23 protein-coding genes are annotated in these 24,206 nt (G+C 56.3%); 10 read left to right on the plus strand and 13 right to left on the minus strand.

Annotation, left to right across the window (positions count from 1 at the left end):
• Positions 1–80: 80 nt before the first annotated feature.
• Together ACQKPC_RS12765 and ACQKPC_RS12770 are read right to left on the minus strand one after the other, a co-directional pair.
• Positions 81–317 (minus strand): hypothetical protein, encoded by a 237-nt coding sequence (locus ACQKPC_RS12765; protein WP_427624907.1) that lies wholly within the window; start codon positions 315–317, stop codon positions 81–83.
• A 63-nt stretch (positions 318–380) separates the two neighbouring features.
• Positions 381–1,262, minus strand: coding sequence for a LysR family transcriptional regulator (locus ACQKPC_RS12770; protein WP_427624908.1), 882 nt, complete (start codon positions 1,260–1,262; stop codon positions 381–383).
• A 69-nt stretch (positions 1,263–1,331) separates the two neighbouring features.
• Between ACQKPC_RS12770 and ACQKPC_RS12775 the strand changes: the two genes are divergently transcribed.
• Together ACQKPC_RS12775 and ACQKPC_RS12780 are read left to right on the plus strand one after the other, a co-directional pair.
• Positions 1,332–2,036, plus strand: coding sequence for a nitroreductase (locus ACQKPC_RS12775; RefSeq protein ID WP_427624910.1), 705 nt, complete (start codon positions 1,332–1,334; stop codon positions 2,034–2,036).
• A gap of 51 nt (positions 2,037–2,087) precedes the next feature.
• On the plus strand, positions 2,088–3,068 hold the full coding sequence (locus ACQKPC_RS12780; protein WP_427624911.1) for an NADPH:quinone oxidoreductase family protein: 981 nt from the start codon (positions 2,088–2,090) through the stop codon (positions 3,066–3,068).
• A gap of 61 nt (positions 3,069–3,129) precedes the next feature.
• Here ACQKPC_RS12780 and ACQKPC_RS12785 read toward each other — a convergent pair whose 3' ends face one another.
• The 6 genes from ACQKPC_RS12785 to ACQKPC_RS12810 form a co-directional block, all read right to left on the minus strand.
• The gene (locus ACQKPC_RS12785; protein ID WP_427624912.1) at positions 3,130–4,230 is read right to left on the minus strand and encodes a CaiB/BaiF CoA transferase family protein; all 1,101 of its coding nucleotides are present in this window, start codon (positions 4,228–4,230) and stop codon (positions 3,130–3,132) included.
• A 25-nt stretch (positions 4,231–4,255) separates the two neighbouring features.
• Positions 4,256–5,395 (minus strand): acyl-CoA dehydrogenase family protein, encoded by a 1,140-nt coding sequence (locus ACQKPC_RS12790; protein WP_427624914.1) that lies wholly within the window; start codon positions 5,393–5,395, stop codon positions 4,256–4,258.
• Between the two features lie 50 nt (positions 5,396–5,445).
• The gene (locus ACQKPC_RS12795; RefSeq protein ID WP_427624915.1) at positions 5,446–6,720 is read right to left on the minus strand and encodes an OprD family porin; all 1,275 of its coding nucleotides are present in this window, start codon (positions 6,718–6,720) and stop codon (positions 5,446–5,448) included.
• A gap of 68 nt (positions 6,721–6,788) precedes the next feature.
• Entirely contained in the window at positions 6,789–8,111 is a 1,323-nt protein-coding gene (locus ACQKPC_RS12800) for an MFS transporter (protein ID WP_427624916.1), read from the minus strand.
• A 202-nt stretch (positions 8,112–8,313) separates the two neighbouring features.
• Entirely contained in the window at positions 8,314–10,959 is a 2,646-nt protein-coding gene (locus tag ACQKPC_RS12805) for a LuxR C-terminal-related transcriptional regulator (protein ID WP_427624917.1), read from the minus strand.
• 53 nt (positions 10,960–11,012) lie between these two features.
• Positions 11,013–11,627 (minus strand): TetR/AcrR family transcriptional regulator, encoded by a 615-nt coding sequence (locus tag ACQKPC_RS12810; RefSeq protein WP_427624918.1) that lies wholly within the window; start codon positions 11,625–11,627, stop codon positions 11,013–11,015.
• Between the two features lie 257 nt (positions 11,628–11,884).
• Between ACQKPC_RS12810 and ACQKPC_RS12815 the strand changes: the two genes are divergently transcribed.
• The 8 genes from ACQKPC_RS12815 to ACQKPC_RS12850 are packed head-to-tail and all read left to right on the plus strand — an operon-like array spanning position 11,885 to position 20,177.
• Positions 11,885–12,646 (plus strand): SDR family NAD(P)-dependent oxidoreductase, encoded by a 762-nt coding sequence (locus ACQKPC_RS12815; protein WP_427624920.1) that lies wholly within the window; start codon positions 11,885–11,887, stop codon positions 12,644–12,646.
• Complete coding sequence (locus ACQKPC_RS12820; protein WP_427624921.1) at positions 12,643–13,818, plus strand: acyl-CoA dehydrogenase family protein; 1,176 nt, start codon at positions 12,643–12,645, stop codon at positions 13,816–13,818. Before ACQKPC_RS12815 ends, ACQKPC_RS12820 begins: the two co-directional genes overlap by 4 nt.
• Positions 13,815–14,882 (plus strand): phosphotransferase, encoded by a 1,068-nt coding sequence (locus ACQKPC_RS12825; protein WP_427624922.1) that lies wholly within the window; start codon positions 13,815–13,817, stop codon positions 14,880–14,882. Before ACQKPC_RS12820 ends, ACQKPC_RS12825 begins: the two co-directional genes overlap by 4 nt.
• Positions 14,879–15,676 carry an enoyl-CoA hydratase/isomerase family protein gene (locus ACQKPC_RS12830; RefSeq protein ID WP_427624923.1) on the plus strand — a complete coding sequence of 266 codons (798 nt, stop codon included), beginning with the start codon at positions 14,879–14,881 and terminating at the stop codon, positions 15,674–15,676. The genes ACQKPC_RS12825 and ACQKPC_RS12830 overlap by 4 nt, the downstream gene beginning before the upstream one ends.
• Positions 15,669–16,829, plus strand: a complete 1,161-nt coding sequence (locus ACQKPC_RS12835) for an acetyl-CoA C-acetyltransferase (RefSeq protein ID WP_427624925.1) — start codon at positions 15,669–15,671, stop codon at positions 16,827–16,829. The genes ACQKPC_RS12830 and ACQKPC_RS12835 overlap by 8 nt, the downstream gene beginning before the upstream one ends.
• The gene (locus ACQKPC_RS12840; protein WP_427624926.1) at positions 16,829–17,824 is read left to right on the plus strand and encodes an NAD(P)H-dependent flavin oxidoreductase; all 996 of its coding nucleotides are present in this window, start codon (positions 16,829–16,831) and stop codon (positions 17,822–17,824) included. Before ACQKPC_RS12835 ends, ACQKPC_RS12840 begins: the two co-directional genes overlap by 1 nt.
• The gene (locus ACQKPC_RS12845; RefSeq protein WP_427624927.1) at positions 17,824–18,600 is read left to right on the plus strand and encodes an enoyl-CoA hydratase-related protein; all 777 of its coding nucleotides are present in this window, start codon (positions 17,824–17,826) and stop codon (positions 18,598–18,600) included. Before ACQKPC_RS12840 ends, ACQKPC_RS12845 begins: the two co-directional genes overlap by 1 nt.
• A 47-nt stretch (positions 18,601–18,647) precedes the next feature.
• Positions 18,648–20,177: an acyl-CoA synthetase gene (locus tag ACQKPC_RS12850; protein ID WP_427624928.1), complete on the plus strand. Its 1,530-nt coding sequence runs from the start codon at positions 18,648–18,650 to the stop codon at positions 20,175–20,177.
• 436 nt (positions 20,178–20,613) lie between these two features.
• On the opposite strand, the gene ACQKPC_RS12855 is transcribed toward ACQKPC_RS12850, so the two are convergent.
• The 5 genes from ACQKPC_RS12855 to ACQKPC_RS12875 form a co-directional block, all read right to left on the minus strand.
• Entirely contained in the window at positions 20,614–20,742 is a 129-nt protein-coding gene (locus tag ACQKPC_RS12855; protein WP_427624929.1) for an IS66 family insertion sequence element accessory protein TnpB, read from the minus strand.
• A 71-nt stretch (positions 20,743–20,813) separates the two neighbouring features.
• Complete coding sequence (locus ACQKPC_RS12860; RefSeq protein ID WP_427624930.1) at positions 20,814–22,205, minus strand: aldehyde dehydrogenase family protein; 1,392 nt, start codon at positions 22,203–22,205, stop codon at positions 20,814–20,816.
• A gap of 61 nt (positions 22,206–22,266) precedes the next feature.
• A complete protein-coding gene (locus ACQKPC_RS12865; protein WP_427624931.1) occupies positions 22,267–23,082 on the minus strand; it encodes an HpcH/HpaI aldolase/citrate lyase family protein in 816 nt (271 codons plus the stop codon).
• Positions 23,079–23,921 carry an FAS1-like dehydratase domain-containing protein gene (locus tag ACQKPC_RS12870; protein ID WP_427624933.1) on the minus strand — a complete coding sequence of 281 codons (843 nt, stop codon included), beginning with the start codon at positions 23,919–23,921 and terminating at the stop codon, positions 23,079–23,081. Before ACQKPC_RS12870 ends, ACQKPC_RS12865 begins: the two co-directional genes overlap by 4 nt.
• Before the next feature lie 14 nt (positions 23,922–23,935).
• Positions 23,936–24,206, minus strand: a 271-nt coding sequence (locus ACQKPC_RS12875) for an electron transfer flavoprotein subunit alpha/FixB family protein (protein ID WP_427624934.1), incomplete at its 5' end; no start/stop codon positions are given.

Raw genomic sequence — 24,206 nt, forward strand, 5'->3', positions numbered from 1 at the left:
TGCCGGTCAGACCGATCAGATAACCGACTAACCGACGATCTACGAGCCCAGAAACGCTTCCAATGCACCACACGCATTAATCAGTCCGATCGCGCCGCCGAATACGTTGGTCGGAGCAGTTCGGGGAGCAGTGCGTAGAACGGACCATAAGGCGCATACATCGCCGCCGGGATAGTCAGCAGGCTGAATGACAGCCAGAAGTGCGTCGAACCCAGTAGGTAAGAACCAAGCAACGCCAGGGCGCCCAGCGCCGGCAGTAGCCAGACGAACAGTTTGCGCTGACCGGTTTTGCCCGAGGCCCAGGATATCGCCAGCATGGTCACCACCGCTGCCACATAGAGTGCGGCACTCAACCAGCCAGTGGTGACGATTAAAAAACTTTAGGAAATCCTGAGCTCTTCCAGGAAAACTTTCACCTTGGCTGAATCTCCGCGATGTCTTAAGTAGGCGGCGAATACATCGTACTCAGCAAACTCAAGGCCTGGTAACGCCTCGATCAGTCGGCCCTCTTCCAGTTCTTGCTTCACTAAATACAAAGGTAATACCGCTAAGCCGCTTCCAGCTAAGGTGAGTGTCCGTAGAGAAGTTGAGTCGCTAACGCTAATGCGAGGATTGATTTGCAAGTTTGTTTTCCTCCCTTGCCATGAAACTGGAAAACTAATAACGGGGGCATAGACACGCTGAGCCAGGCAAAAATGCGCTGGAATGTCAGAAATATCATTGAGCAGGCCATTTTCTTCTAAATAAGAAGGCGCCGCACATAAAGCCAAACTGAATGTATGTATTTTCTCGTATCTGACTCCAGACTGGGAGGGCGAGGCGAGGCGAATCGCGACGTCATATTCGCCATCCATCAAATCCGCATAGCGGTCTGACAGGTCGACTTCAAAACGCAAGCGTGGATATCGAGCAGCCAACCGTGCAATACGAGGCAGTACAAAGGTGCGGCCGAATGAGGTTGGCATGGTAACCCTCAATACACCTTCAGCATCGATCGATCCGCTCTGCAGGCGAGCATCTGCTGATTCAAGCCGTGCGACTACGTCGCGCAGGTCAGACGCATAGCTAAGTCCAGCGTCGGTCAGAGCTACCCTTCGGGTTGTTCTAAGGACCAGTTGCTGTGCCAGGCGCGACTCCAAGTTGGTGATGCGGCGGCTCACCGTTGACTGTGCGATGCCTAACTCACGTGCAGCCTTGCCGAAGCTGTGGCAACTGGCAACCGCAAGAAATGCTTCAACTTCGGATAGGGAAATAGTTTTCATCGACTTTATGCATAAGTGAAATCGTTTTTTTACTATTCTCATCCGCAAAACGCAAGGATACGATGGGTTATGTCCCTGACCATATGGCGAGGCGTTATGTCAGCTGTTACGCATGCAATTCAAAACCGACATTCCACCAGAGCCTTCCTGAAGCGCCCGGTGGAGGAAGGTTTGATACGCGAAATTATTGATATTGCACGGTTTTCCCCATCTAGCGGCAATCTCCAGCCATGGAGTCTCATTGTGCTTTCCGGAGACGACCTATCTCAGTTGAAGGAGGAAGTGGATCAAACACTTGCCCAAAGCCCCAAAGGGGAGGGTATGGGCTATCCGATTTACCCAGAAAATTTGAAAGCCCAATATCAGGCCAGAAGGGCGAAATGTGGCGAAGATCTGTACGCCACACTTAATGTTTCTCGAGACGACCGCCCGGGACGAGCAAAACAATTCGCACGTAACTTCTCATTTTTCGATGCTCCCGTCGGCATGGTTTTGGCCGTCGATCGCAGTATGGGTCATGGGCAGTGGGCTGATCTGGGGATGTTTCTCCAGACATTGATGTTGCTAGCTCATGAACGTGGACTGGGGACCTGTGCCCAAGCTTGCTGGACGCTCGTTCACAAAACAGTGGAGCGGCATTTGGAGCTGCCAGAAGAACTGATGGTTTTCTGTGGTATTGCTCTAGGTTATGCGGATAACGAGCACCCCATAAACACGCTGCGCACAGAGCGCGAGCCGCTATCGGAATTTACTCAGTTTAAAGGCTTCGTGTAACTGGGTCGACGGAGACGCGGCACTCGACTAATTAGTCAATCGGAGATGTTCATGAAAAGGGTAGAGACAAACAGCCTCGAATCAATTTCCAATTATAAAATGGTTGAAGTCATCGACCCTACGCCAGGTGTTGGTGAGGTCTTGATTCGTATCGTTGCGTGTGGGATTGGCTATGTGGATGCTTTGGAATCGCTTGGACGATACCAATTGAAACCTCCCGTGCCACACGTTCCCGGCCAAGAGATAAGCGGGTTCGTAGAAGCTGTAGGCGACGGGGTTGATGCGTTAGCAATCGGTGACCGAGTAATCGCACAAATCCACGGCGGTTTTGCAGAGCTTACGGTAGCTTCAGTCAGAATCGTGACAAAGATCCCAGCCAGCATGAGCTTCGCTCAGGCTGCAGGTTTTAGAATCAATTACGTAACTGTGTTGCACGCTCTAAAAGACCGCGCACATTTGCAAGCTGGTGAAACATTGCTGGTTATCGGTGCAGCTGGAGGTGTCGGCTCGGCGGCTATTCAGGTGGGCAAATGCCTCGGTGCCAAGGTCATAGCCGTCGCCTCCACGGCTGAAAAACGAGAATTTGCGCAGCAGATGGGCGCGGATCATGTGATTGATTCTGCTGCAGATAATTTTCGTGAGCAGGTTAAGGAACTGTGTGGCCAAAAAGGGCCTAACGTGGTTTTCGATCCTGTCTGCGGTCCTCTGTTCGAGCAGGCATTCCGCTCGCTGACGTGGGGCGGGCGCCATTTGGTTGTAGGCTTCGCCGGCGGGCCTATACCTTCGCTACGTGCCAACTTGCCACTGCTTAAAGGTGCGTCACTGGTGGGCGTCGATGTTCGTCAATTCTTGCTCTACGAAGCGGAAAAGGGCGAGCGGCATCTTCAGGAACTGCTGGGTTGGGTGTCGCAAGGACTACTCTCTCCTCCGATTGGCAAGCAATTTGAGTTTGACGAGTTCATCTCCGCGCTCGAGTACGCCTTGACTGGCAGAGGACTCGGCAAGACAGTCATCAAGATTGCAAAAGACTAACCCCTGAACAGAGGTGATGCTTAAGCGAGAAGGGGGGCCGGAAGGCGCCCCCGAACAACGCTCAGGACCGTCGTTCGATCCCCTTCGCAGAACCTTCCCAGCGATGCATCACCTCCTGCAGGGACATTGTGTGCGCCGGTTGGGGGACGCCCGGTGACGTGCGGGAGAACCTGGGGGCAGGTGATGGGTGAATCACACCCTCCACTGTCACGAACGTTTCACGCGCGAGGTTGTGTTCATGCATCGGTGCTTCATCCCAGTCCAGTACCGGAGCGAAGCAGGCATCGGTACCCTCCAGAAGGGCACACCACTCGTCTCGAGTGCGCGTTGCAATGATGCCGCTGATAGCTTGTTTCTGCGCCGCCCAGCAGCGTGGGTCCATCTGTTCATCGAACAAACTTCCTTCAAACCCGCAGCGCATACGCAGCTCCTGGTAGAACTTGGGTTCGATAGCCCCCAGCGCCACGAAACGGCCATCTGCACAACGGTAGGTGTCATAGAACGGTGCTGCACCATCCAGCAGGTTACTGCCCCGTTCGCTGCTCCAATGTCCCAGCGCTTTCAACCCGTGGATGAAGGTTGCAAGCAGGGAAGTGCCATCGCTCATTGCCGCATCGATGACTTGCCCGAGACCGGATTTACTCACCTCCGCCAGTGCAGCAAGAACACCGACGAGGAGCAACATGCCCCCCCCACCGAAATCGCCCACAAAGTTGATAGGCGGCGGAGGTGTCTCATCTCGCCGGCCAATGCTATTCAGGGCTCCGGTGATTGCAATGTAGTTGATGTCGTGCCCTGCCGCATGGGCGAGGGGACCGAATTGGCCCCAACCCGTCATACGGCCATAAATCAGGCGCGGGTTCACGGCCATACAGTCTGCCGGGCCAAGTCGGTTTTTCTCCATGACACCCGGTCGGAACCCCTCGATCAAGATATCCGCTTGCTCAACCAGTTGAAGCACGGACGCCTGGCCTTTCTCAGTGCTGATATCAACTTCTACTGTCGGGCGGCTTCGGCTCAAAACATCCCGAGTGTCGACCGTGGTGCCAGGTCGTACAAGGCGCACGACCTCCGCACCATAATCAGCCAGTACCATGGCGCAGAATGGCGCAGGGCCAATCCCGGACATTTCGACTACTTTTATTCCTTGCAACGGGCCCATACTGCCTCCGTAATCTGACAAGCGCTTAGTCCAACACCGCGCGAGCGATGATCTCTTTCATGATTTCCGAACTTCCGGCAAAAATCCGCGACACACGTGCGTCGAGGAAACGCTGGCAGATTTCGTACTCTTTCATGTACCCGGCGCCACCGTGCAGTTGCACCCCCGCGTCCATTACCCGGAACTCAAGTTCGCTGGTTACCAGCTTGGCCTTTGCTGCCGATTGAACGCTGAGTTCACCAGCGTTGTGCTGCGCAACACTGTGATCAACATACACTTGGGCGACCTCCAGCTGCGCCGCCAACTCCGCCAGGATGAAGCGCGTATTTTGAAAGTCCGAGATCTTCTTGCCGAATGCCTTGCGCTCAAGTACATAGTCGCGTGTCAGATCGAAGCCACACTGCGCGTTGGCCAGCGAGCCTACCGCGGAGATAAGCCGTTCCTCGACGAGAGATGTCTTGAGGTAATGCAGGCCCCGGGACACATCACCCAGCACGTTCTCCTCTGGAATCCGCACGTCATTGAAGAAGAGCTCGGATGTGTCCTGGGCATGCAGCCCCATCTTCGCCAACGCATGGCCGCGCTCGAACCCAGGCATTCCACGCTCCAGCAGGAAGAGTCCTATCTGTCGGGGGTTGTCTGGATTAGTCTTGGCTGCCACAAGTATCACGTCAGCGTTGATTCCATTGGAGATGTAGGTCTTTGCACCGTTCAGCACCCAGTGATCCTGGCGCTTTTCTGCTCGTGTCTTTATTCCTGCCAGATCACTGCCTGCGTCAGGTTCAGTCATGGCGATCGCAAGAATTGTTTCACCAGCAACGCATTTGGGCAGGTAGCGAGCCTGCTGGCTGGGGGTACCAAAATGCTGAATGTAGGGCCCAACCAGTCGGCTATGCAGGGTGTGGTAAAAGCCGACTTCGCCAAAGCGATTATCTTCTTCGATCATGATTTGCTGATAGCGGAAGTCCCATAGTCCAAGCCCACCGTGCTCCTCATCCGCCCAGACCAGCAGATAGCCCATCCCTCCCATTGTTTGGAACATTTCTCTGGGGACAATGCCTGCTTCTCGCCATTCCTGCTTATGGGGCTGGACCTCCTTCTGAAGAAAGGCTCTGTAGCTGTCGCGGAAGATTTCGTGTTCAGTTTCGAATCCGAGGCGTTGCATAAAGGCTCCGTTAAACTGCGAACTGATGCGGTTACTCAGGCGGACTGTGCTCACCAGAGTTTCCAGGAGTACAAGATATTTACCCGTAGGTCGTTGTTGTCACGGAAAGTCGCAGCTTGGGTGAAGTCGTTTCTGTACCAGGCTTGACGGACTTTGAAACCCAGTCCTTTTAGAGCTCCGGACTGGATGACGTAAGCCACTTGAGCCTGGCTTTCACGCTCGTAAAGATCACTACCCCCCATTCGTTGCGGCAACTCAATGTTATTGCCCCGCATGTGCCATAGCATGGCGGTGAGCCCGGGGATTCCCTGAGCCGCGAAATCGTAGTCCCAGCGTACTTGCCATGTGCGTTCTTTGGCGTTCAGGAAGTCGGTCGAAATGGCGCCCTCGACCGTGGGAGAAGGCTCGCTACGGCCCATGTACGGTTGAGCTGTGTCGCCGAAGAGCGCCATGTATCCCGTGCTGAAAGTATTGCCACCGAGGGTGTATCGAAAAACCACGCCGAAATTGTCGTTATCAACTTTACCGCCGTTGGCCGCACCATCTTCGCCGGATTTTACCCAGCGAAAATCCGTCTTCAGTTTGCCCGGGCCAACAGGCAAGTCGTGCACGAGCCAAAGGTAATCCTGTCGGTAGATGTCATTAAGCGTGGCATGGTAATAACTGGCATTGAAGTTAGGGGTCGCTTTGTATTTGGCACCGACGTAGGTGAAACCACTCGAGTCGGCATCAATGAAACGACCATTCTGTGGTGTCACACGAATGTTTTCATAGTTGCTGGAATCGCGAAATTTAATGCGATCAAGGTAGCCAGTCATCAGTACGACATCTTGGATGTCCTCTGATTGAAACGTTACACCCTGAAAGGTTTGCGGCAGGAGACGACCCGGACTTGAATAAGCAATCGGCAAGTTGAGCACCATCCGCCCCGCATTTATTTTCGACTGCTTATAGCGCATCTTTACTACGCCGCCAAAGCTGCTGTAGTCATCTTCTGCACGGCCCTTGGAGTCCAGCGGGAGAAGTTGGGTGCCTGAGCGATCTGGTGATGAGTCCAGTTTTATACCGGTCATACTGTGGAGATCTACTCCGAAGCCAAGCGGCCCCTCGGTGTACCCCGATTTGAAATCCAGCGTCACGCCTTGCGCCCACTCACGAAGTTCTCGTTTAAGTGCCGGATTCGCAGGGTCTTTAAAATCGCGATCGAAGTAATAGTTATGCAACAGTACCGACGCGCTGCTGTCGCTGAAGAAAGTGCTGTTTGCTTCTGCCACTATCGAAAGTGGGAAAGACAACATCAGCAACGCTGTTTGGCGGGTGTTCATATGAATACTCCATTTTTTTTATTGTTTGGAGTGATGGCCGGATAAGGTGGCCTAGGTAGAGCAGAGGCTCAGTCTTTTTGCGAACTCATCAGGCGCCCAAAGTCTCGACGGGCGATAAAAAAACCAATGACTGCACACGGCCCGATGAACGCCGCCATCGTTGCAAGCGCCATGGCGATAGCGGATGGGCCGGTAAACACTCGGTCCGCCAAAACGCCGCTGAGAAAGGGGCCCACGGTGTAGCCGAAGAGATTAATCACCAAGAGGTTTACGGCGACGGTGCGAGCTCTGAGTCGTGACGGGCTGATCATCTGCATGGCCAGGCAAGTGAGCACGGAGATACTTGGAAGAAACATCATGCAGACCGCAAAGGCCGCAACAAGGAGCCAGTATTTTCCGGCCACCAGGCCAATGATGATGGCGGGTATCGGGATAACGACACACACCAGTAGCATCAGTAGGATGCCATCTGGCCGGCCTGCTTTCTGAAGTTTGTTTGCCAGCCACGGTAGTGACAATGTGCCTAGTACGGAAGCCGGCAGGCCGACTGAGCCAAATACAAAACTGGCATGGGATGCGGTGAGTTCGTGCAGGCGAATCAGCAGCGTTGGAGCCCAGGAAATCACGCCCAGCGTCAGGGATGAGATCAGGCCCGTACTGATAAAGAATGGAATGAACATCGACTTGTTGTTAGTCAAAAAGGGAAGCAGCGCATCAACACCGCTGGCTTTCTGCTGGATCGGTTGCGATTCCACGCGAGCCGGCTCACGAACCGTCAGCGCGAAAATCAGCACCATCAGGAAGCCAGGCAAACTGACGGCAAACAATGTGAAGCGCCAAGGCTCCATCGAGGGGAAGAGCTGCTGTGCACCTGCGTATTGATAAACGGCTCCCCCGATTAGAAAAGCACCGGTCGCCATGACGTTGCCGGTCGCCATATAGAAGCTGGTGGGAAGTGCCCTCTCTTTGCGCTGGAACATGTCCCCGATCAACGACATGGCAGCGGGCGTGAGGACTGCTTCGCCAATGGCGACACCTGCGCGGCAGATAATCAATGTTGTAAAGTCGGCTGTAAATGCCGAAGCGGCAGTCATCAAAGACCACAGCAGCACGCCCGCAAGTATGACTCGCGTACGATTGCCCTTGTCGATCAGGTAGGCAACTGGAATCCCTGCCACTGCGTACAGGACCGCGAAGCCGGCACCCAGCAACAGGCCCATTTGTGTGTTTGACAGGCCAAGGCTTTGGGTGACCGGCTGTGCGACGGCCGAAAGAATGAACCGGTCTACCATGGAAATGGCATAAAAAATGATGAGGCAGCCTACGGCGTACCATCGCCCAGCATGTACCTTGCTCTCAACATATTGGAGGGGCGTACTCTGTTCGTTCATTGCGTCATCCCTTTAATTATTTTTGTTTGGATATTTCCAGCAGCAATGGCTGATTTCGACATGGTCTCGCGACGAATCAGTGCTCTGAGTGGCGCCCTTGTCGCTACTGCTTTAGCAGACAGCAAACAGTGAGCGTCTGGACCCAGTCTAAGAGGTAGGGATGAGAGGAAAATCGTCTTAAAAGACGATTTTGATCAGGGATTCAGGGTAGGAACCCAAGTCTGCGTGCGGCAGCCAAGGCTTGGGTACGGCTATTGGTGTCGAGCTTGGCATTGATGTTTCGAAGGTGGGTGCGCACGGTACTGTTCGAGACGTGAAGCCTGTCGGCCAGGTCGAGGTTCGAACAGCCTTCCGTCAACAACTTCAACACCTCGATTTCCTTGCGAGTCAGAGGGGCTGCCAGGGGGGAGGCGTGCGGTGCGCTCCGAGTGTCTTCCCGGTTCAGCGGACCGAAGGCGAGCAGGATCCCGCGAAGGTAATCCAGCAGAAGCGGATCGCGTTTTTCCCGACACTCATACACGTGCTTGAACTGAAGCACTGCGTAGCCCAACGCGGGGCCCTCATCCAGAACCGTGCGGATGTAACCCTCTCGTGCTGCGTACCCCAGGGCATCCTCCAGTTCTTTATGCGCGGCCAGGATGTTGTCGCTTCGCTGCAATGCCAGTGCCTTGAGCAACTGTAAAACCAGGGCGCGATGGAGGCGCGCTGAGCGACGTGCTTCACTGAGATCGGTATCCAGCTGTTTCAGCGCAGCCCCAATATCGCCAAAATGGATCTCCCATCTCAACCTGGCTAGTCGAAGATAATGAATGTCGTGAGCGAGCAACCGCTGCCGGCATTCCCGAGCCCATAGTGCTGGATCATCTGCTCTGAGCAACTCGTCATGGGAGGCAACCGCGTTACCCTGCATCAGGAGGATCTTCGCCCGCTCAAGTTGAGCAGCGGCCACTACACGGGGCAGGAAGCGGCTGTGACCGAGATATTCGAGCTCCGTCACTGCTTGCAGGGCTGTATCGATATCACTTTCGATAAAAGCCAGTCTGCACTTCAATAGGTAGATGAGAATGAGGTGATCAGGTATGCCGACTTCGCGCGCCAGGGGTAGGTAGACATTGATCAGGTGGCTGGTCTGCTGGAGATCATTGGATTCATAGATCGTTGCGGTGAACAGCACGCCCGCCCAGGCGTTGCCATGGCTGTGCTTATTGTCATTGGTATGGGTCGCATCGACTGCCAGCCGAAAGCGCGCAGTTGCGTGACGCAGCCGCCCATGCAGGAGGTCGATCAAGCCTTCTGTAGTTTCCGAGTACATCCGGTTGAAGATACTTTCTCCGCCATGCAGACGTCTCGCGGCATCAATCATTCGCTGTGCATCACGGGCATGGCCGATGATCAGACTCTGGTGAGCAATGGCATTGAGAAGCGTCGCGCTGGCGAAATTATGCCCAGTGTCCATGCTTTCGAGTGCGCGCATCCCGGCGGTGAGGGCTTCCTCACATCGGTCCTGCATGCCCAATAGTGTCGGGAACAAGGCTGCGCCATGATTTCGTACGCGCCCATCCAGGCTGTCCCGCCAATCTATTCGCTCCAGCTTCTTCAAGGCTGGGTGCGCGCCTTCGGTCAACGCCGATGCCCAGATAGACATCATGTAAAGTACCGGATGGGCTGCAATGAGCTGCGCAGGAAGCGCTGCAAACCAACGACTGAGCAGGCGCATACGGCCCTGTTCCAGCAGTGATTCGCCATGCTTTTCAAGCAACATGAATGCTTGCTTTAACTCCGAGCATTGTACTGCGTGGTCGATGGCCAAGACATATTGCGCATTGGCTTCGTACCAGCGTGAGGCTGCGAGGTGCAGCGTCGGCAATTCACTGGGATATTCACCGTGCAACTGGTTGCGAAGGTACTCGGCAAACAATCCGTGAAAACGCCAGGTTCCTTTTCTCGCCTCAATGGGTATCAGCAGCCCTTGCGCAAGCAGGTGTTCGATCATTCTGTGTGTATCGACAAGGGGATTAAGCGCCTCGCAAAGCGATACGTTGAATTGTCTCAGAATGCTGATGCGCAACAAGAAGCACCGCACGCTGGCGGGTTGGTCTGCCAGCACTACCTCGGCTAAATAATCGGCTACAGTCCCCGTCGATCCCGAGAACTGAGCCACAAAACCAATGTCTGAGTGGGCACGCTTCAAAGCAATGGAGGCTAACCAGAGCGCTGCGATCCAACCTTCGGTCTTGTCATGCAAATGCTGGAGCTCCGCATCGGTCAATCTTCCAGCAAGCAACTGGGAAGCGAAAAGCTCCCTGCTTTCACTGAGTTCAAAACGCAGTTGCGAAGAGTCGATTTCCGTAAGCCTACCACTCACCCGCAGGCGGGCCAGGCTCAATGCCGGCATGCATCGCGTCCCTATGATCAGGTAGGCACGATGGGGGAGGTGCTGGGCAATTTCTTGGAGCAGCGCCAGGACAGACCTCTCCTGAATGTTCTCCAGGTCGTCGATGAACAGGGCGAACGGATTTCTGCTCATCGCCAGTGACGTGATTGCATCCTGACCAGCGCGGGCGATTCCCAGGTGATTGACGATCTTGTCCAGACAGCTAAGGAAGCGTGGCAGGTCGTTATCAGTCGCGGTGGCATTCAGCCAGGCGGTCGCTATGCCAGCGTTGTCGAACTGGTGAAACGCCTGAGCCATGACCGTTGATTTGCCAAACCCTGCAGGGGCGCTCAACAGCGTTAAGGTTCCACCTGCAGTAGAAATGACCGGGAGCAGGTGCTTGCGCGGCACTTGCACTGAAACAGGTGTGGGCCCCGTAAATCTTGGGTCCGACTTACTGATCACGGTCAGCATGGTGCGTTCACTCCTCGCGCTGTCTCGCTTGACGCTTGAGTTCGTCGCAGAATTCAACGTGGCGCAAACCCAGCCGTCAACAGGTCAACCATCTGTTCTGCCACTTCTTCCTTGGATTGCGTGCCTTGCGGTGAAAACCACCGCGCTGGCCAGTTAAGTGCTCCCGCCAATGTGAAGGCCAGCAGCTTCGAGTCACAAGGTGCAATTGATCCGTCTGCGATGGCTTGCTCGATCAGCGCGCGCATTGCCAAGTCGATTTCTCCTTTCAATGCACGGAATTTGCTGCGTCCTTCCTCAGAGAGTGTTTCGTCACCTGTTCGTATGACGCAACGCCCAAAATCATCCATGTTGATCTCGGCATATCGCCGCAGGTAATTGCGCAGTCTGTCGATGCCCCGACCGGGTGCCTGTTGAGCGGACTCGGCGGCCTCCATCAGTTGTTCCAGGCCATGGAGAACGCACTGCAGCAGCACCTGCTCTTTGTTACCCAGGTAGTGATAGATCGTAGGTTTGGATATACCCAGGCTGACAGCAACATCCTCAAGTAACGTGGCGTGAAACCCTCTCTCGTTGAATATTCGCACGGCTGCTCGCAGCACCGCCTTGCGCTTGGCTTCCCGCTCGTTTTGCTTCTGACTCGGGGTTTGGAATGGCGAAATATCGGTCACGTTTATTGTCCTGCCCTGTTTGCTGAGTGCGGTCTCAGGCCCTGCATCTTACGTTATCTCCGAACAACCCAACGTGGCGAAGACGAAGGTGGTCTGCAGTCGATTGTTCATGTTTACCCTTGACAGGTTCCTAAGATGAATTCTAGCCTACTCGTGAGTAGGTGGTCTACCGATAGGTTTTGTTTGGCGTTTTGCCGACCTGTCCTGAGTCCTTCCTAAGCCGATCCGTTACAAGAATAAGCAAGAGGATGTGCTAGATGAAGATCCAAGAATCAGCAGCGGTCATTACCGGCGGTGCCTCAGGTTTGGGGGGAGCGGTGGCTGCGTGTTTGGCTGCCGCCGGTGCCAAGGTCACGATTATCGATCTGAACCAGGCGTTGGGGGAGGCCCACGCAAATGCAATCGGTGGGCTGTTTATCAAAGCTGATGTCACTGATGAGGCCGCTATCGAACATGCGCTGGAAACTGCGGAAGGTGTCCACGGGAAAGCTCGAATTCTGGTCAACTGTGCGGGGATCGGACCTCCTGCCAAAGCAATCAGTCGGGATGGTAACGCGCTGCCGCTGAAAGATTTCGCACGAATCATCAACATCAACCTCAATGGCAGTTTCAACGTTCTGTCTAAATTCGCGGCGCGTTTACATGCTGCGGAGCAGGAGGCTGAAGAGCGGGGCGTCATCATCAACACCGCGAGCGTCGCAGCATTTGATGGGCAGATCGGGCAACCTGCTTACGCGGCTTCAAAAGCGGGAATTGTGGGCATGACGTTGCCCTTGGCGCGAGAGTTCGCCCGTTATGGTATTCGAGTGATGACCATTGCCCCGGGGATCTTCCTGACGCCTCTCTTGGCTTCGCTACCGGAAGAAGCCCAGCAGTCCCTCGGCCAGCAGGTACCGTTCCCCAGCCGTCTCGGCCAGCCGGATGAGTTTGCGCATCTGGTGAAATCAATAATCGAAAACCCCATGCTCAACGGCGAAGTCATTCGCTTGGACGGCGCTATCAGGATGGCAGCCCGATGAATCATGACGACCTCGAATTAGCCGCGGAAATTGCTGATCGTGTAGAGCGATTCGTACGAGACGTTGTCGTCCCGTATGAAAAGGATAAGCGCCGAGATCATCACGACTGTCCTACCGACGCGCTTGTGGTGGAGCTGCGCGAGAAAGCTCGCTCGGCTGGCGTCCTCACGCCACACATTCTTCCCGACGGTAAGCATTTGAGCCAGCGCGGTACCGCTTTGGTACTGGCACGCACTGGTCTGTCTCCGCTTGGCCCCCTGGCTTGCAATACGTGTGCTCCCGATGAAGGCAACATGTTTCTGCTAGGCAAGGTGGGAAGCGATTTGCTGAAGGATCGATTTCTCGCGCCGCTAGTGGCCGGCACAGCGCGGTCTGCCTTTTTTATGACGGAGCCTGCCGAGGAGGGCGGAGCAGGTTCGGACCCTTCGATGATGCGCACTACCTGTCACCGCGACGGGAACAGTTGGGTGATCAACGGTCGCAAGGCTTTCATCACCGGCGCTGATGGCGCGCACATCGGCATTGTCATGGCCAAGGCGCAAGAGGGCGCGTGCATGTTCCTGGTGTCGCTTCCGGATCCGGCTATTCAGATCGAGCGAATCCCTCGCACGATTGACAGCTCCATGCCCGGAGGGCACGCAATCGTAAGGCTCGACAACCTGAGAGTGCCCGCAGAGCAAATGCTCGGCAATGCCGGCGAAGGGTTCAGTTACGCCCAAGTCAGGTTGGCGCCTGCCCGGCTCTCACACTGTATGCGCTGGTACGGCGCATGCCTGCGGGCCAACGAAATTGCCACCGATTACGCCAACCGGCGCATGGCCTTTGGCAAGCTGCTCATAGATCACGAAGGTACCGGTTTCAGCCTCGCAGACAACCTGATTGATCTCAAACAGGTGGAACTCATGATCCAGTGGTGCGCTGGGGTGCTGGACAGTGGAGCTCCAGGGGGCACCGAGAGCTCCATGGCGAAGGTTGCCGTCAGCGAAACGTTGATGCGGGTGGCTGACCGATGTGTGCAGGTCATGGGAGGGAGCGGCTTGACCGAGGACACCATTGTTGAGCAAGTGTACCGGGAGATTCGCGCTTTTAGGATCTATGACGGCCCAACCGAAGTGCACAAGTGGTCGCTTGCCAAAAACATCAAGCGTGGCTGGGCGAGGGCGCAGGCATGAATGCTCTTGAACAGCAATCCAATGCTGGTGCCGGCGCAATCCGCACCGACATGGGGTTCGATGAGAAAGCCCTGGCTAAGTGGATGCAGTCAAACGTGGAAGGGTTTGCAGGCTCCCTGTCAGTTTTGCAATTCAAAGGCGGGCAGTCCATTCCCACCTATCAACTTCAAACAGCCACTGCTAGTTATGTCCTCAGGCGCAAACCCTCGGGCTTGCTTCTGAAGGGCGCTCATTCAGTGGAGCGCGAGGCGCAGGTCCAGCATGCGCTGGGTCAGGTCGGTTTCAGCGTGCCGCGGATCTTCGGCGCCTGCACGGACGAATCGGTGATTGGCACATCGTTCTATGTGATGGAGCGCGTCGAAGGCAGAATTTTCTGGGACGCCACCTTTCCCCAGGTGAGTTGCCAGGAGCGCCCGCGCTATTTCGACGCCATGAACGAAACGCTCGCGACGCTTCACAAGATAGATCCAGCGCAGGTTGGACTTGGGGATTACGGCCGGTCCGGGAATTACTTCGAGCGCCAGATCAGTCGATGGTCGCGACAATATCTGGAGGATGAGACGGCGGGGCGTGATCCAAACATGGATGCGCTAATCCAGTGGTTGCCTGCTCATATTCCGCCTGGCGATGAATCGGCGATCGTTCACGGTGACTTTCGCTGCGACAACATGATTTTCCATCCCGTTGAGCCGAGGGTTATTGCGGTGCTGGATTGGGAGTTGTCGACCTTGGGCCACCCTCTCGCAGATTTTGCCAATCACGCAATGATGTATCAAATGCCACCGCATATCGTAGCCGGCCTGGCGGGTGCAGATTTGAAGACTATGAACATTCCGTCGCAGGAGGATTATGTCGCTGCGTACTGCGAGCGGACGGGGCGCAATAGGATCCCTTCCTGGGAATTCTACATAGCGTTCAACCTTTTTCGAATGGCTGCAATCTTTCATGGAATCAGAGGCAGAGTCATCAAAGGCACTGCTGCTTCGGCGCACGCTCATGAGCGTGCGCAAAGCTTCCCGCTGCTGGCCGAACTCGCTCGCCGTGCCATGGAGAAGTGTAAATGAACAGTGGATTGAAGTTCTCTATTCAGGATGGCATCGCCACCATCACCCTGGACAGACCTGAGCACGGTAATGCCATTGACTTGCCCTTAGCTCAATCGCTTTTGAAAGCGGCGATTTCTTGCGACCACGACTCAAGCATTCGTTGCGTCGTGCTCACTGGCAAAGGCACGTTGTTTTGTGCCGGTGGAGATCTCGGGGCATTTGTATCGGCGGGCGGGGAGATTTCTGGCTTTCTAAGCGGGCTCGCCGGCACTTTGCATCTGGCCGTTTCTCGCCTGATGCGCATGAACAAGCCGCTCGTCGTGCTTGTTAATGGCCCTGCGGCAGGCGCGGGGATGAGTCTTTCGTTGATCGGCGACATTGTATTGGCGCAGCGCTCTGCTCATTTCACCCCGGCCTACGGCGCAATTGGCTTAAGCCCCGATGGGGGCTTGAGCTGGCAGTTACCGCGGCTAGTGGGGCTGCGTCGTGCGCAGGAAATGCTCCTGCTGAATAAAAAGGCCAGCGCCCAGCAGGCTCAAGACATGGGGCTGATCACCCGCGTTGTAGAGGACGGCCAGCTTGAGGGCGAAGGGTATGCTATCGCTCGAACCCTGGCCGCGATGACCACGCCCGCACTGGGGCGTGTCCGCAGTCTTCTCCTGCAAAGCTATGGCAACTCCCTGGAGGCGCACCTGGAGCAAGAGGCGCGCCATATCGCTGAGTTGGCCGCTGAGCCCCATGTACTCGAAAAAGTTACCGCGTTTGTGGATAAGCGCTCTCACCCTTCCAAGCAGGAGTTTCGACATGGCTGATGCTTATATCGTTGCCGCTGTACGTACCGCTGGCGGTCGTCGTAATGGCAAATTGGCTGGCTGGCACCCCGCTGATCTGGGGGCGCAGGTGCTTGACGCGCTGATTGATCGCTCGGGCATTGACCCGGCAGTGGTGGACGATGTCATTTTCGGATGTGTCACCCAGGCCGGCGAACAAGCATTCGCTTTCGCGCGCAATGTGGTCTTGGCATCAAAGCTTCCGCAAACTGTGCCAGCGGTGACTATCGACCGTCAATGTGGCAGCTCACAGCAGGCTGTTCAGTTTGCGGCCCAGGCGGTGATGTCCGGGGTTCAAGATGTTGTGATCGCTGGCGGTGCGGAGAGCATGAGTCGGGTCCCCATGTTTTCCAACCAGTCGTTTCATGAAAAGGCGGGGATCGGCGTCGGTCCGTTCAGTGAGCGCATTCAGAACCGTTTCAACGTCAAAACTTTCAGCCAGTTTGAGGGGGCAGAAATGCTCGCTCAAAAGTATGGATACGATCGCCTGACGCTTGACCGCTTTGCTCTACAGAGTCACCAGAGGGCTGCGCAAGCCGTGAACAGCGGAGCGTTTGCCGATGAGATCGTGGCACTCAGTGTTGACGGCGGGATGCATTCGCTGGATGAGGGAATTCGATTCGACGCATCCCTGGAGGGGATCGGCTTAGTGAAGCCGCTGATTGAGGGGGGCGTTGTCACTGCCGCTAACGCAAGCCAGGTATGCGACGGGGCCTCAGGTGTCCTGGTGGTGAGCGAGCGAGCGCTCAAGCAGTACGGGCTCACACCCATTGCTCGTCTGGTCGACATGACGGTTACCGCTGGCGACCCGGTCATCATGCTGGAAGAACCTATCTACGCCACGCGCAAGGCGCTCAAGCGGGCGGGGATGAGCATTGCCGACATTGATCTTTATGAGGTGAACGAAGCGTTCGCTCCGGTTCCGCTTGCCTGGCTGGATGCGTTGGAGGCCGACCCGGATCGACTCAACGTGAACGGCGGGGCCATTGCCCTTGGTCATCCACTCGGTTCCTCCGGCACGAAGCTGATGACCACCTTGATCTACGCGCTCAAGGCGCGAGACAAGCGATACGGCTTGCAGACAATGTGTGAAGGTGGCGGCGTAAGCAACGTGACCATTCTGGAGGTGCTCTGATGGCCTTTCGAAACCGAGTTACAGAGCTTCTGGGTATCCGTCATCCGATCATTCAGGGTGGAATGATGTGGGTAGGGCGTGCTGAGTTGGCGAGCGCAGTTTCAAACGCTGGCGGACTCGGAACCTTGACCGCACTTACCCAGCCCACGCCGGAAGACTTGCGACGAGAGATCGAGCGTTGCCGACGCATGACTGACAAACCCTTTGCTGTGAATCTGACCATTCTGCCGTCAGTGAATCCACCGCCCTACGCTGAATATCGGCAAGCGATCATCGAATCGGGCGTGCGTATCGTGGAAACAGCAGGGAACAAGCCGCAGGAACACGTTGAGGCGTTCAAGGCGCATGGCATGATTGTCATCCACAAATGCACTGCGGTAAGGCATGCCATCTCCGCCCAGCGAATGGGCGTGGATATCATCTCTATTGATGGATTTGAGTGCGCCGGACACCCTGGTGAAGATGATATCCCCGGTCTTGTTCTGATTCCTGCAACTGCCGACAAGGTCAGCATTCCGATTATTGCCAGCGGCGGAATCGGCGATGGTCGGGGTCTCGCCGCTGCCATGGCGTTGGGCGCTGAGGGGGTCAACATGGGCACGCGCTTTTGCGCGACGTTGGAGGCGCCCATCCATGACGCCATCAAGCAGTTTCTTGTAGCGAACGACGAGCGCTCGACGAACCTGATCTTTCGCAAGTTTCACAACACCGGCCGGGTGGCACGCAATAGTGTTTCCGAGAAGGTCGTCAGCTTGTCGCAAGAGTCATCGGCTACCTTTGACGATATTCGCGGCTACGTTTCCGGAGCCAAAGGCCGTGAAGCACTGGAGACCGGCAATCTTGACGCGGGGCTTATATGGGCTGGACAGATCCAGGGCTTGATCAGGGATGTGCCAAGCTGCGCCGAGTTGCTCGAGCGCATGATCAGTGAGGCAGAAGACGTCATCAGCCATCGGTTGAAATCCATGCTCACATACGCTCAAGAGGATAAATAATGGATTATCAATTCATACGTGTGGAGCGAGAGGGCCGATTGACGTGGGTGACGCTGCAGCGTCCGGATACTCACAATGCTCTGAATTTCGATGCTCACGAAGAGCTCCAGCACGCGTTCGACGATTTCGCCAGCGATGACGAGCAGTGGGTCGCGATATTGACGGGCAGTGGTTCGAAGGCGTTTTGCGCAGGGCATGACCTGAAACAACAAGCCGCTGACGCCAACCTGGGAACGCCGAGCAAAGGCTTTGGTGGCCTGACATCCCGTTTTGATTTGAACAAACCTGTGATTGCGGCGGTAAACGGTGTCGCCATGGGGGGCGGGTTTGAGTTGGCGTTGGCCTGCGACATCATTGTTGCCTCCTCCAGCGCCATCTTCGCCCTGCCAGAAGCCAGGGTCGGCTTGGCGGCATTGGCCGGCGGCATGCAGCGCCTTCCTGGCTTGATCGGTTTGAAGCGCAGCATGGGCATGGTGCTTACAGGACGTCGCGTGAGTGCTTCTCAAGGTTATGAGCTGGGCTTTGTCAATGAGGTCACCGACGGGGATGTGCTGGCGCTGGCCCGCAAATGGGCTGATGAGTTGCTTGCGTGCAGCCCGTTATCCGTCCGCGCCACTAAAGAGGCCGTCATGCGAGGGCTGGATGTTCCCTTGGCACAGGCACTCGTTGAGCAGTGGGAATATCCGCAGGTGAAAAAAATGCTGAGTTCTCAGGATGCGGTGGAAGGCCCCAAGGCTTTCGCCGAGAAGCGCCAACCCAATTGGGTCGGTTACTGACTGCATATGGTATGCGCTACCAAATAAAGATAAAAAGAGGATAGGCCATGCACCCAATGATCCATGCTGTTTCCTGCCGTGATAAACCGGCCTGTATATTAGCCTCATCCAACAAGGTGATGACTTACGGGGAGCTGGATGAACTGGCGAACCAGGTTGCGCATCTGTTCAGAAATTTGGGACTACAGCGCGGTGATACAGTCGCCGTTCTGTTGGGTAACGATTTCGAGATATTCGTCGTTGCATGGGCGACGCAGCGCTGTGGTCTGTACCTGACTGCTGTTTCCTGCAAAACATCGGTCGGCGACCTCACTTATATAATCGACAACTCCGGTGCCAAAGCACTTATCGCAGGCGAGGCGTATTCCCAGGTTGCTGAGCAAGCCATGCAGCAAGCCAGCGCAGATGGACTCCACCTCTTTAGCTACGCAGGTGGTAGAACTCCGCTCTTGCAGGCCTGTGAAGGCTTGCCTGTCACTCTGATTTCTGATCCAAGTGCCGGTTCGGACATGCTGTATTCATCAGGCATGACCGGGCGTCCCAAAGGCGTTAAGCCTCAGTTGCCGGAAGGGCCGATTGAGCAGGAAACCCCGCTCATGCGCATGGGGCAAAGCCTCTATGGCATGGGGCCGTCCAGCCTGTATCTATCGACATCGCCCCTTTACCACGCTGCACCTTTGCGTTGGGCCATGGTTGTACAGAGACTAGGCGGAACGGTCGTGGTGATGGAACGATTCGATGCGCAGCAATCCCTTTCTCTCATCGAGCAGCATCGAATCACTCACGCGACGTTTGTGCCGACGCACTTCGTGCGCATGCTCAAGCTCGCAGAAGAGATTCGAGGACGTTACGACCTCAGCTCGCTGCAAGCCGTTGTCCACGCCGCTGCGCCATGCCCGGTTCCCGTAAAGCACGCGATGATCGACTGGTGGGGGCCGATCATCCATGAGTATTACTCCGGCACCGAGACCTGCGGGATCACTGCTCTGGATTCCTTTCAGTGGCTGAAAAAACCTGGCTCTGTTGGGCGAGCTGTTCTCGGCCAGGTCAAGATCGTAGGGCCAGACGGTGAAGAGGTACCTATGGGTACGCAAGGCGATGTCTATTTCGCCGATGGCCCTCGATTCGAATATCACAATGACCCGGAAAAAACCCGCCAAGCCTATAACGACAAAGGCTGGGCGACACTCAACGACATTGGGTGGGTGGACGAAGACGGTTACCTGTATCTAACCGACCGCAAGAGCTTCATGATCATTTCTGGGGGCGTCAACATCTACCCGCAGGAGATCGAGAACCTGTTGATCACTCATCCCGATGTGGAAGATGTTGCGGTCATCGGCGCACCTGATGACGAGATGGGGGAGAGGGTGGTCGCCGTGGTGCAACCTCGAGTGGGGGTAAAGGGCGACGCTGAATTTAGCGAGCTGTTGCGTCGATTTGTGCGTGACGCGCTGGGTGGTATTAAGTGTCCGCAGCAGTTTGATTTTCGAAATGAGTTACCGCGGGAGCCTACTGGTAAGCTCATGAAGAGATTGCTGAAGGCTGAGTACGAAGCCGCGCACCGTCGCCCCTGATGTTTCAGAGATCACTTGCAGCCGTGCCTGTGTGAGGGAGGATTCGTGAGGCCTCCGTGCCAGCGGGCTGCAAGGCATATGATCGATTGTTGATGGATGATTTTCTTGTCCATCATTTTGATCCGTCGCATTAACTCCGCCGCCAGATCGCGCAGTTCTTCGGGGGGCATCTGATTGAAGTGCGGAAGCGAAGTCCTGTCACCGGTTTTGCCCTAGGGCCCTATGCGACAGGCTGAAGAACTAATTGCACTCGTGTGATTGCCATGGCTGGTGTTAGACATCTGTGATGTCTGCACCAGCCCCGACACGGTGCAAAGGTAAACCGAGCACCAAGGCCCGGAGTTGCTTGTATCCAACTTAATCTCAGAGCCATGGCGCCCTCAGGTCAAATGAAACGCCTCTGTTGCAAACGCAGTGGAGCCAGATAACCACACTGTCATGCACCGGTACTTTCATGCGATTGCTGCGGGCGGTAGGCGAGCAGATAAGCGAAGTGCGGTTTCGCCGCACCGAACACCGCCACGACCCGCGTAAGCGAGGTGTCGGTGCCGGCTCGAATCTCCATCGGCTCGGAGGTAAGCCAGATAGAGTCGTTGGGATATTGACTGAGTCGGAAAACATTGATCGTCGATGCAATCAGCGGCGGTCCAGCCACACCGTCTGTGCATTGCAGAACTCACGGACTCCGAAATGTGACAGCTCCCGGCCGAAACCGCTTTTCTTCACGCCGCCGAAGGTGACACGTGGATCGGTTGCGCAATAGCCATTGATGAACACACCGCCGGTTTCCAGTTCGCCCGCCAGCTTCTGGGCAAGCTCGACATCGCGAGTGTAAATGGTTGAGGCAAGTCCGAACTCACTGTCATTGGCCAGCTCTAGCGCGTGGGCTGCATCGCGCGCGGTGATGATCGAGGCGACCGGCCCAAACAACTCCTGTTTGAACGAGGTCATCCGGTCGGTGACATCAGCGAATACGGTGGGCTCATAAAAGTTGCCAGGGCCTTCAGCCTTCTTGCCACCCATTAACAATGTCGCGCCTTCTTCCAGCGTCTCCTGGACCTGACGATCCAGCTCATCACGAAGATCGAAGCGAGCCATGGGGCCGATGTAGGTGCCTGCGGCCAATGGATCGCCGACGACCAACTCGCGGGTTGCTTCAACGAACTTGCGGGTGAACTCCTCAACGACACCTTGCTCGACAATCAGGCGTTTGGCGGCCGCGCAGACTTGCCCGGTATTCTGATAGCGGCCGATGACGGCAGCTTTGACCGCTTCGTCGAGGTCGGCATCGTTGAGCACAATGAACGGATCGGAGCCGCCCAATTCCAATACACACTTCTTCAAGGCTGCACCGGCCTGTGCGCCAATGGCTATGCCGGCGCGAACACTGCCGGTGAGCGTCACCGCGGCGATGCGTGGATCAGCGATTGCGGTCGAGACGCCGTCTGGCGTGACATTGATGACTTCGAAAACCCCCTCCTCAAAGCCTGCGCGTTTGAAAGTATCCTGCAGCAGATAGGCGCAGCCCATCACGTTGGGCGCATGCTTGAGGACGTAAGTGTTGCCAGCGATCAGCGCTGGAACTGCGCCGCGAAGCACCTGCCAGATGGGGAAGTTCCACGGCATCACGGCGAGAATCGGGCCCAGTGGGCGATATTCGATGCGCGCCTTACCACCCTCGACCTGGGTGGGTTCGGCGGTCAGCATGGCGGGGCCGTGTTCGGCGTACCACTCGCAGAGCTGCGCACATTTTTCAATTTCACCGCGCGCCTGTGTAGTGGGCTTACCCATTTCCAGGGTAATCATGTTTGCCATCGTTTCTGCATTACCGCGTAATGCTTTCGCTAGGGCAATCAACGACTGCGAACGTTCTTCTGCGGGTTTGCTGCGCCAGAGGGAGAACCCGGCAGTGGCGCGTGAAAGGGCAGCCTCCAGTGCTGACTCGGACTCGAATGGGTAGCAGCCAATCTGCTCACCATTGGCAGGGTTGATCGAAATGGCATGGGTGAGGCTAGAAACGTTAGTCATGACACCGTCCTGCGGAATGTGAATGAATGTGCAACTTCAGAACAAAAGTCCCGCTGTTTAGTCAAGTCGCGCGCGCCAGGATGGAGTGCGCGCGACCAATGACCGGTGCATCGACCATTTGCCCATCCAGCACGAACACGCCTTCCCCTGAGCTGGCGGCTTCGATAATGCGTTGCGCCCAGAGAAACTCTTCAGGGCTAGGTTTTAACGCCTGATGGATGATTGCCACTTGGCTCGGATGGATGCACAACGCGCCGCCAAAGCCCATGTCGCGGGCAAACTGAACGGTATTGTGCAGGCCAGTGGTGTCCTGGATTGAGGGGAAGACACCGTCCAGCGCTGGGGCCAGTCCAGCAACCCGCGTGCAGAGCAACACGGCATAGCGGGCGTGGCTGAGAATCTCTTCGGCAGCACGGCTGCCGGTGGTCAGGTTCAGGTCCAGGCCCAGATCGAGACTGCCGAACGACAAGCGTTCAACGCCTTTAGCACCGGCAATCGAGCTGAGTGCCGCCAAGCCTTTGGCGCTCTCGATGATCGGCCAGATCGGTTTGCCGGTGCTACCCGCGGTGGACACTTGCGCCGCGCTTTCTGCTTTGGGTAGCAGAATGGCGGTCACGCCGGCATGCCGACGGCAAAGATTCAGATCCGCGGCGTGCGCCCAGTGCTCCGGGGCATTCACCCGAACCAGCACTTGAGCTTCGGGGTGCTCACTCAAGAAGCGCTCAAGGTTATCCCTGGCTTGTTCTTTGAGGTTTTCCTGCACGGCATCTTCCAAGTCGACAATGACTCGGTCCGCGCCGGTGGCGATGGCTTTGGGGATGCGCTCTGGACGGGTGGCCGGCACAAACAGGGCGGAGCGAACAATCGATGTACTCATGGTGTTTTCCCCTGGCTGAACTCGACTTCTCCAATCTGTGCGATGCCGTCCTGATTGCCTGCCCAAACCTCAGCCTTGCCTGGCTCGATCATCCGGCCGCCGACTTCGAACAGCTGAGGCGAAATCAGCGGCCGCACACCACGGAAACTGAAGCGCTTGAGGGTCACCCCAGGGTGTGCACGCAGGAACGCGCGCAGGTTCAAGGTGGCGATCAGCGGACCGTGCACCACCAGGCCCGGATAGCCTTCGGTCTCGGTGACGTAAGGCCAGTCGTAGTGAATCCGGTGGCCATTGAAGGTGACCGCTGAATAACGAAACAGCAGAGTTGCACTGGGAACTACCGGCTCGCGCCACTGACCGGCCGCCAGTGGTTCGGTGCTGCCAAGCTTGGGTGGGGTGGGTTCGCGATAGACGATATCCTGCTCGTCGACCAATGCGCACTCACCCTCCTGGAAAAACTCATGGCGCACTGTGACGAACAGTAGCGAGCCCGTGCGTCCGTGTTTCTCCTCGACCTTGAGTATCGTTGAGAGGCGATCGACTTGGGCTTCGACGCGCAAGGGGCGGTTGAATGTTAGCCGGCTGCCCGCCCACATGCGGTTGCGGTTGTCCGCCGGCGGCAGGAAACCACCGCGCGCCGGATGGCCGTCCTGGCCGAGTCCGTTCTCGGTAACCGGCTCCTGGAAGAACGCCCAGTGCCACAGTGGTGGCAGCGTTTCACCAGGTTGCGGTGCAGCTTCGCCGAGTGTCGCGGCAATGCGCTTGACCAAGTTGTAGCTAATCTGGTCGCGGCTTTCTTCGACTCGACCGATCCAAGCAGAAATATCTAGGTTGCTCACTGCGTTTACTCCTTTCAGATCACCGAGGTGAGTTCTGGAATGGCTTCAAACAGGTCTGCTACCAATCCATAATCGGCCACCTGGAAGATCGGCGCTTCTTCGTCCTTGTTGATCGCCACGATCACTTTGGAGTCTTTCATGCCGGCCAGGTGCTGGATCGCGCCGGAGATACCGACGGCGATGTATAGCTGGGGCGCAACGATCTTGCCGGTCTGGCCGACCTGCATGTCGTTGCCCAGCCATGAGGTCGATGCGCTGATCGTCGCGGCCATCAAAGCTGAAAGC

This window comes from Pseudomonas sp. NPDC089918 (assembly GCF_050280605.1).
Lineage (GTDB): Bacteria > Pseudomonadota > Gammaproteobacteria > Pseudomonadales > Pseudomonadaceae > Aquipseudomonas.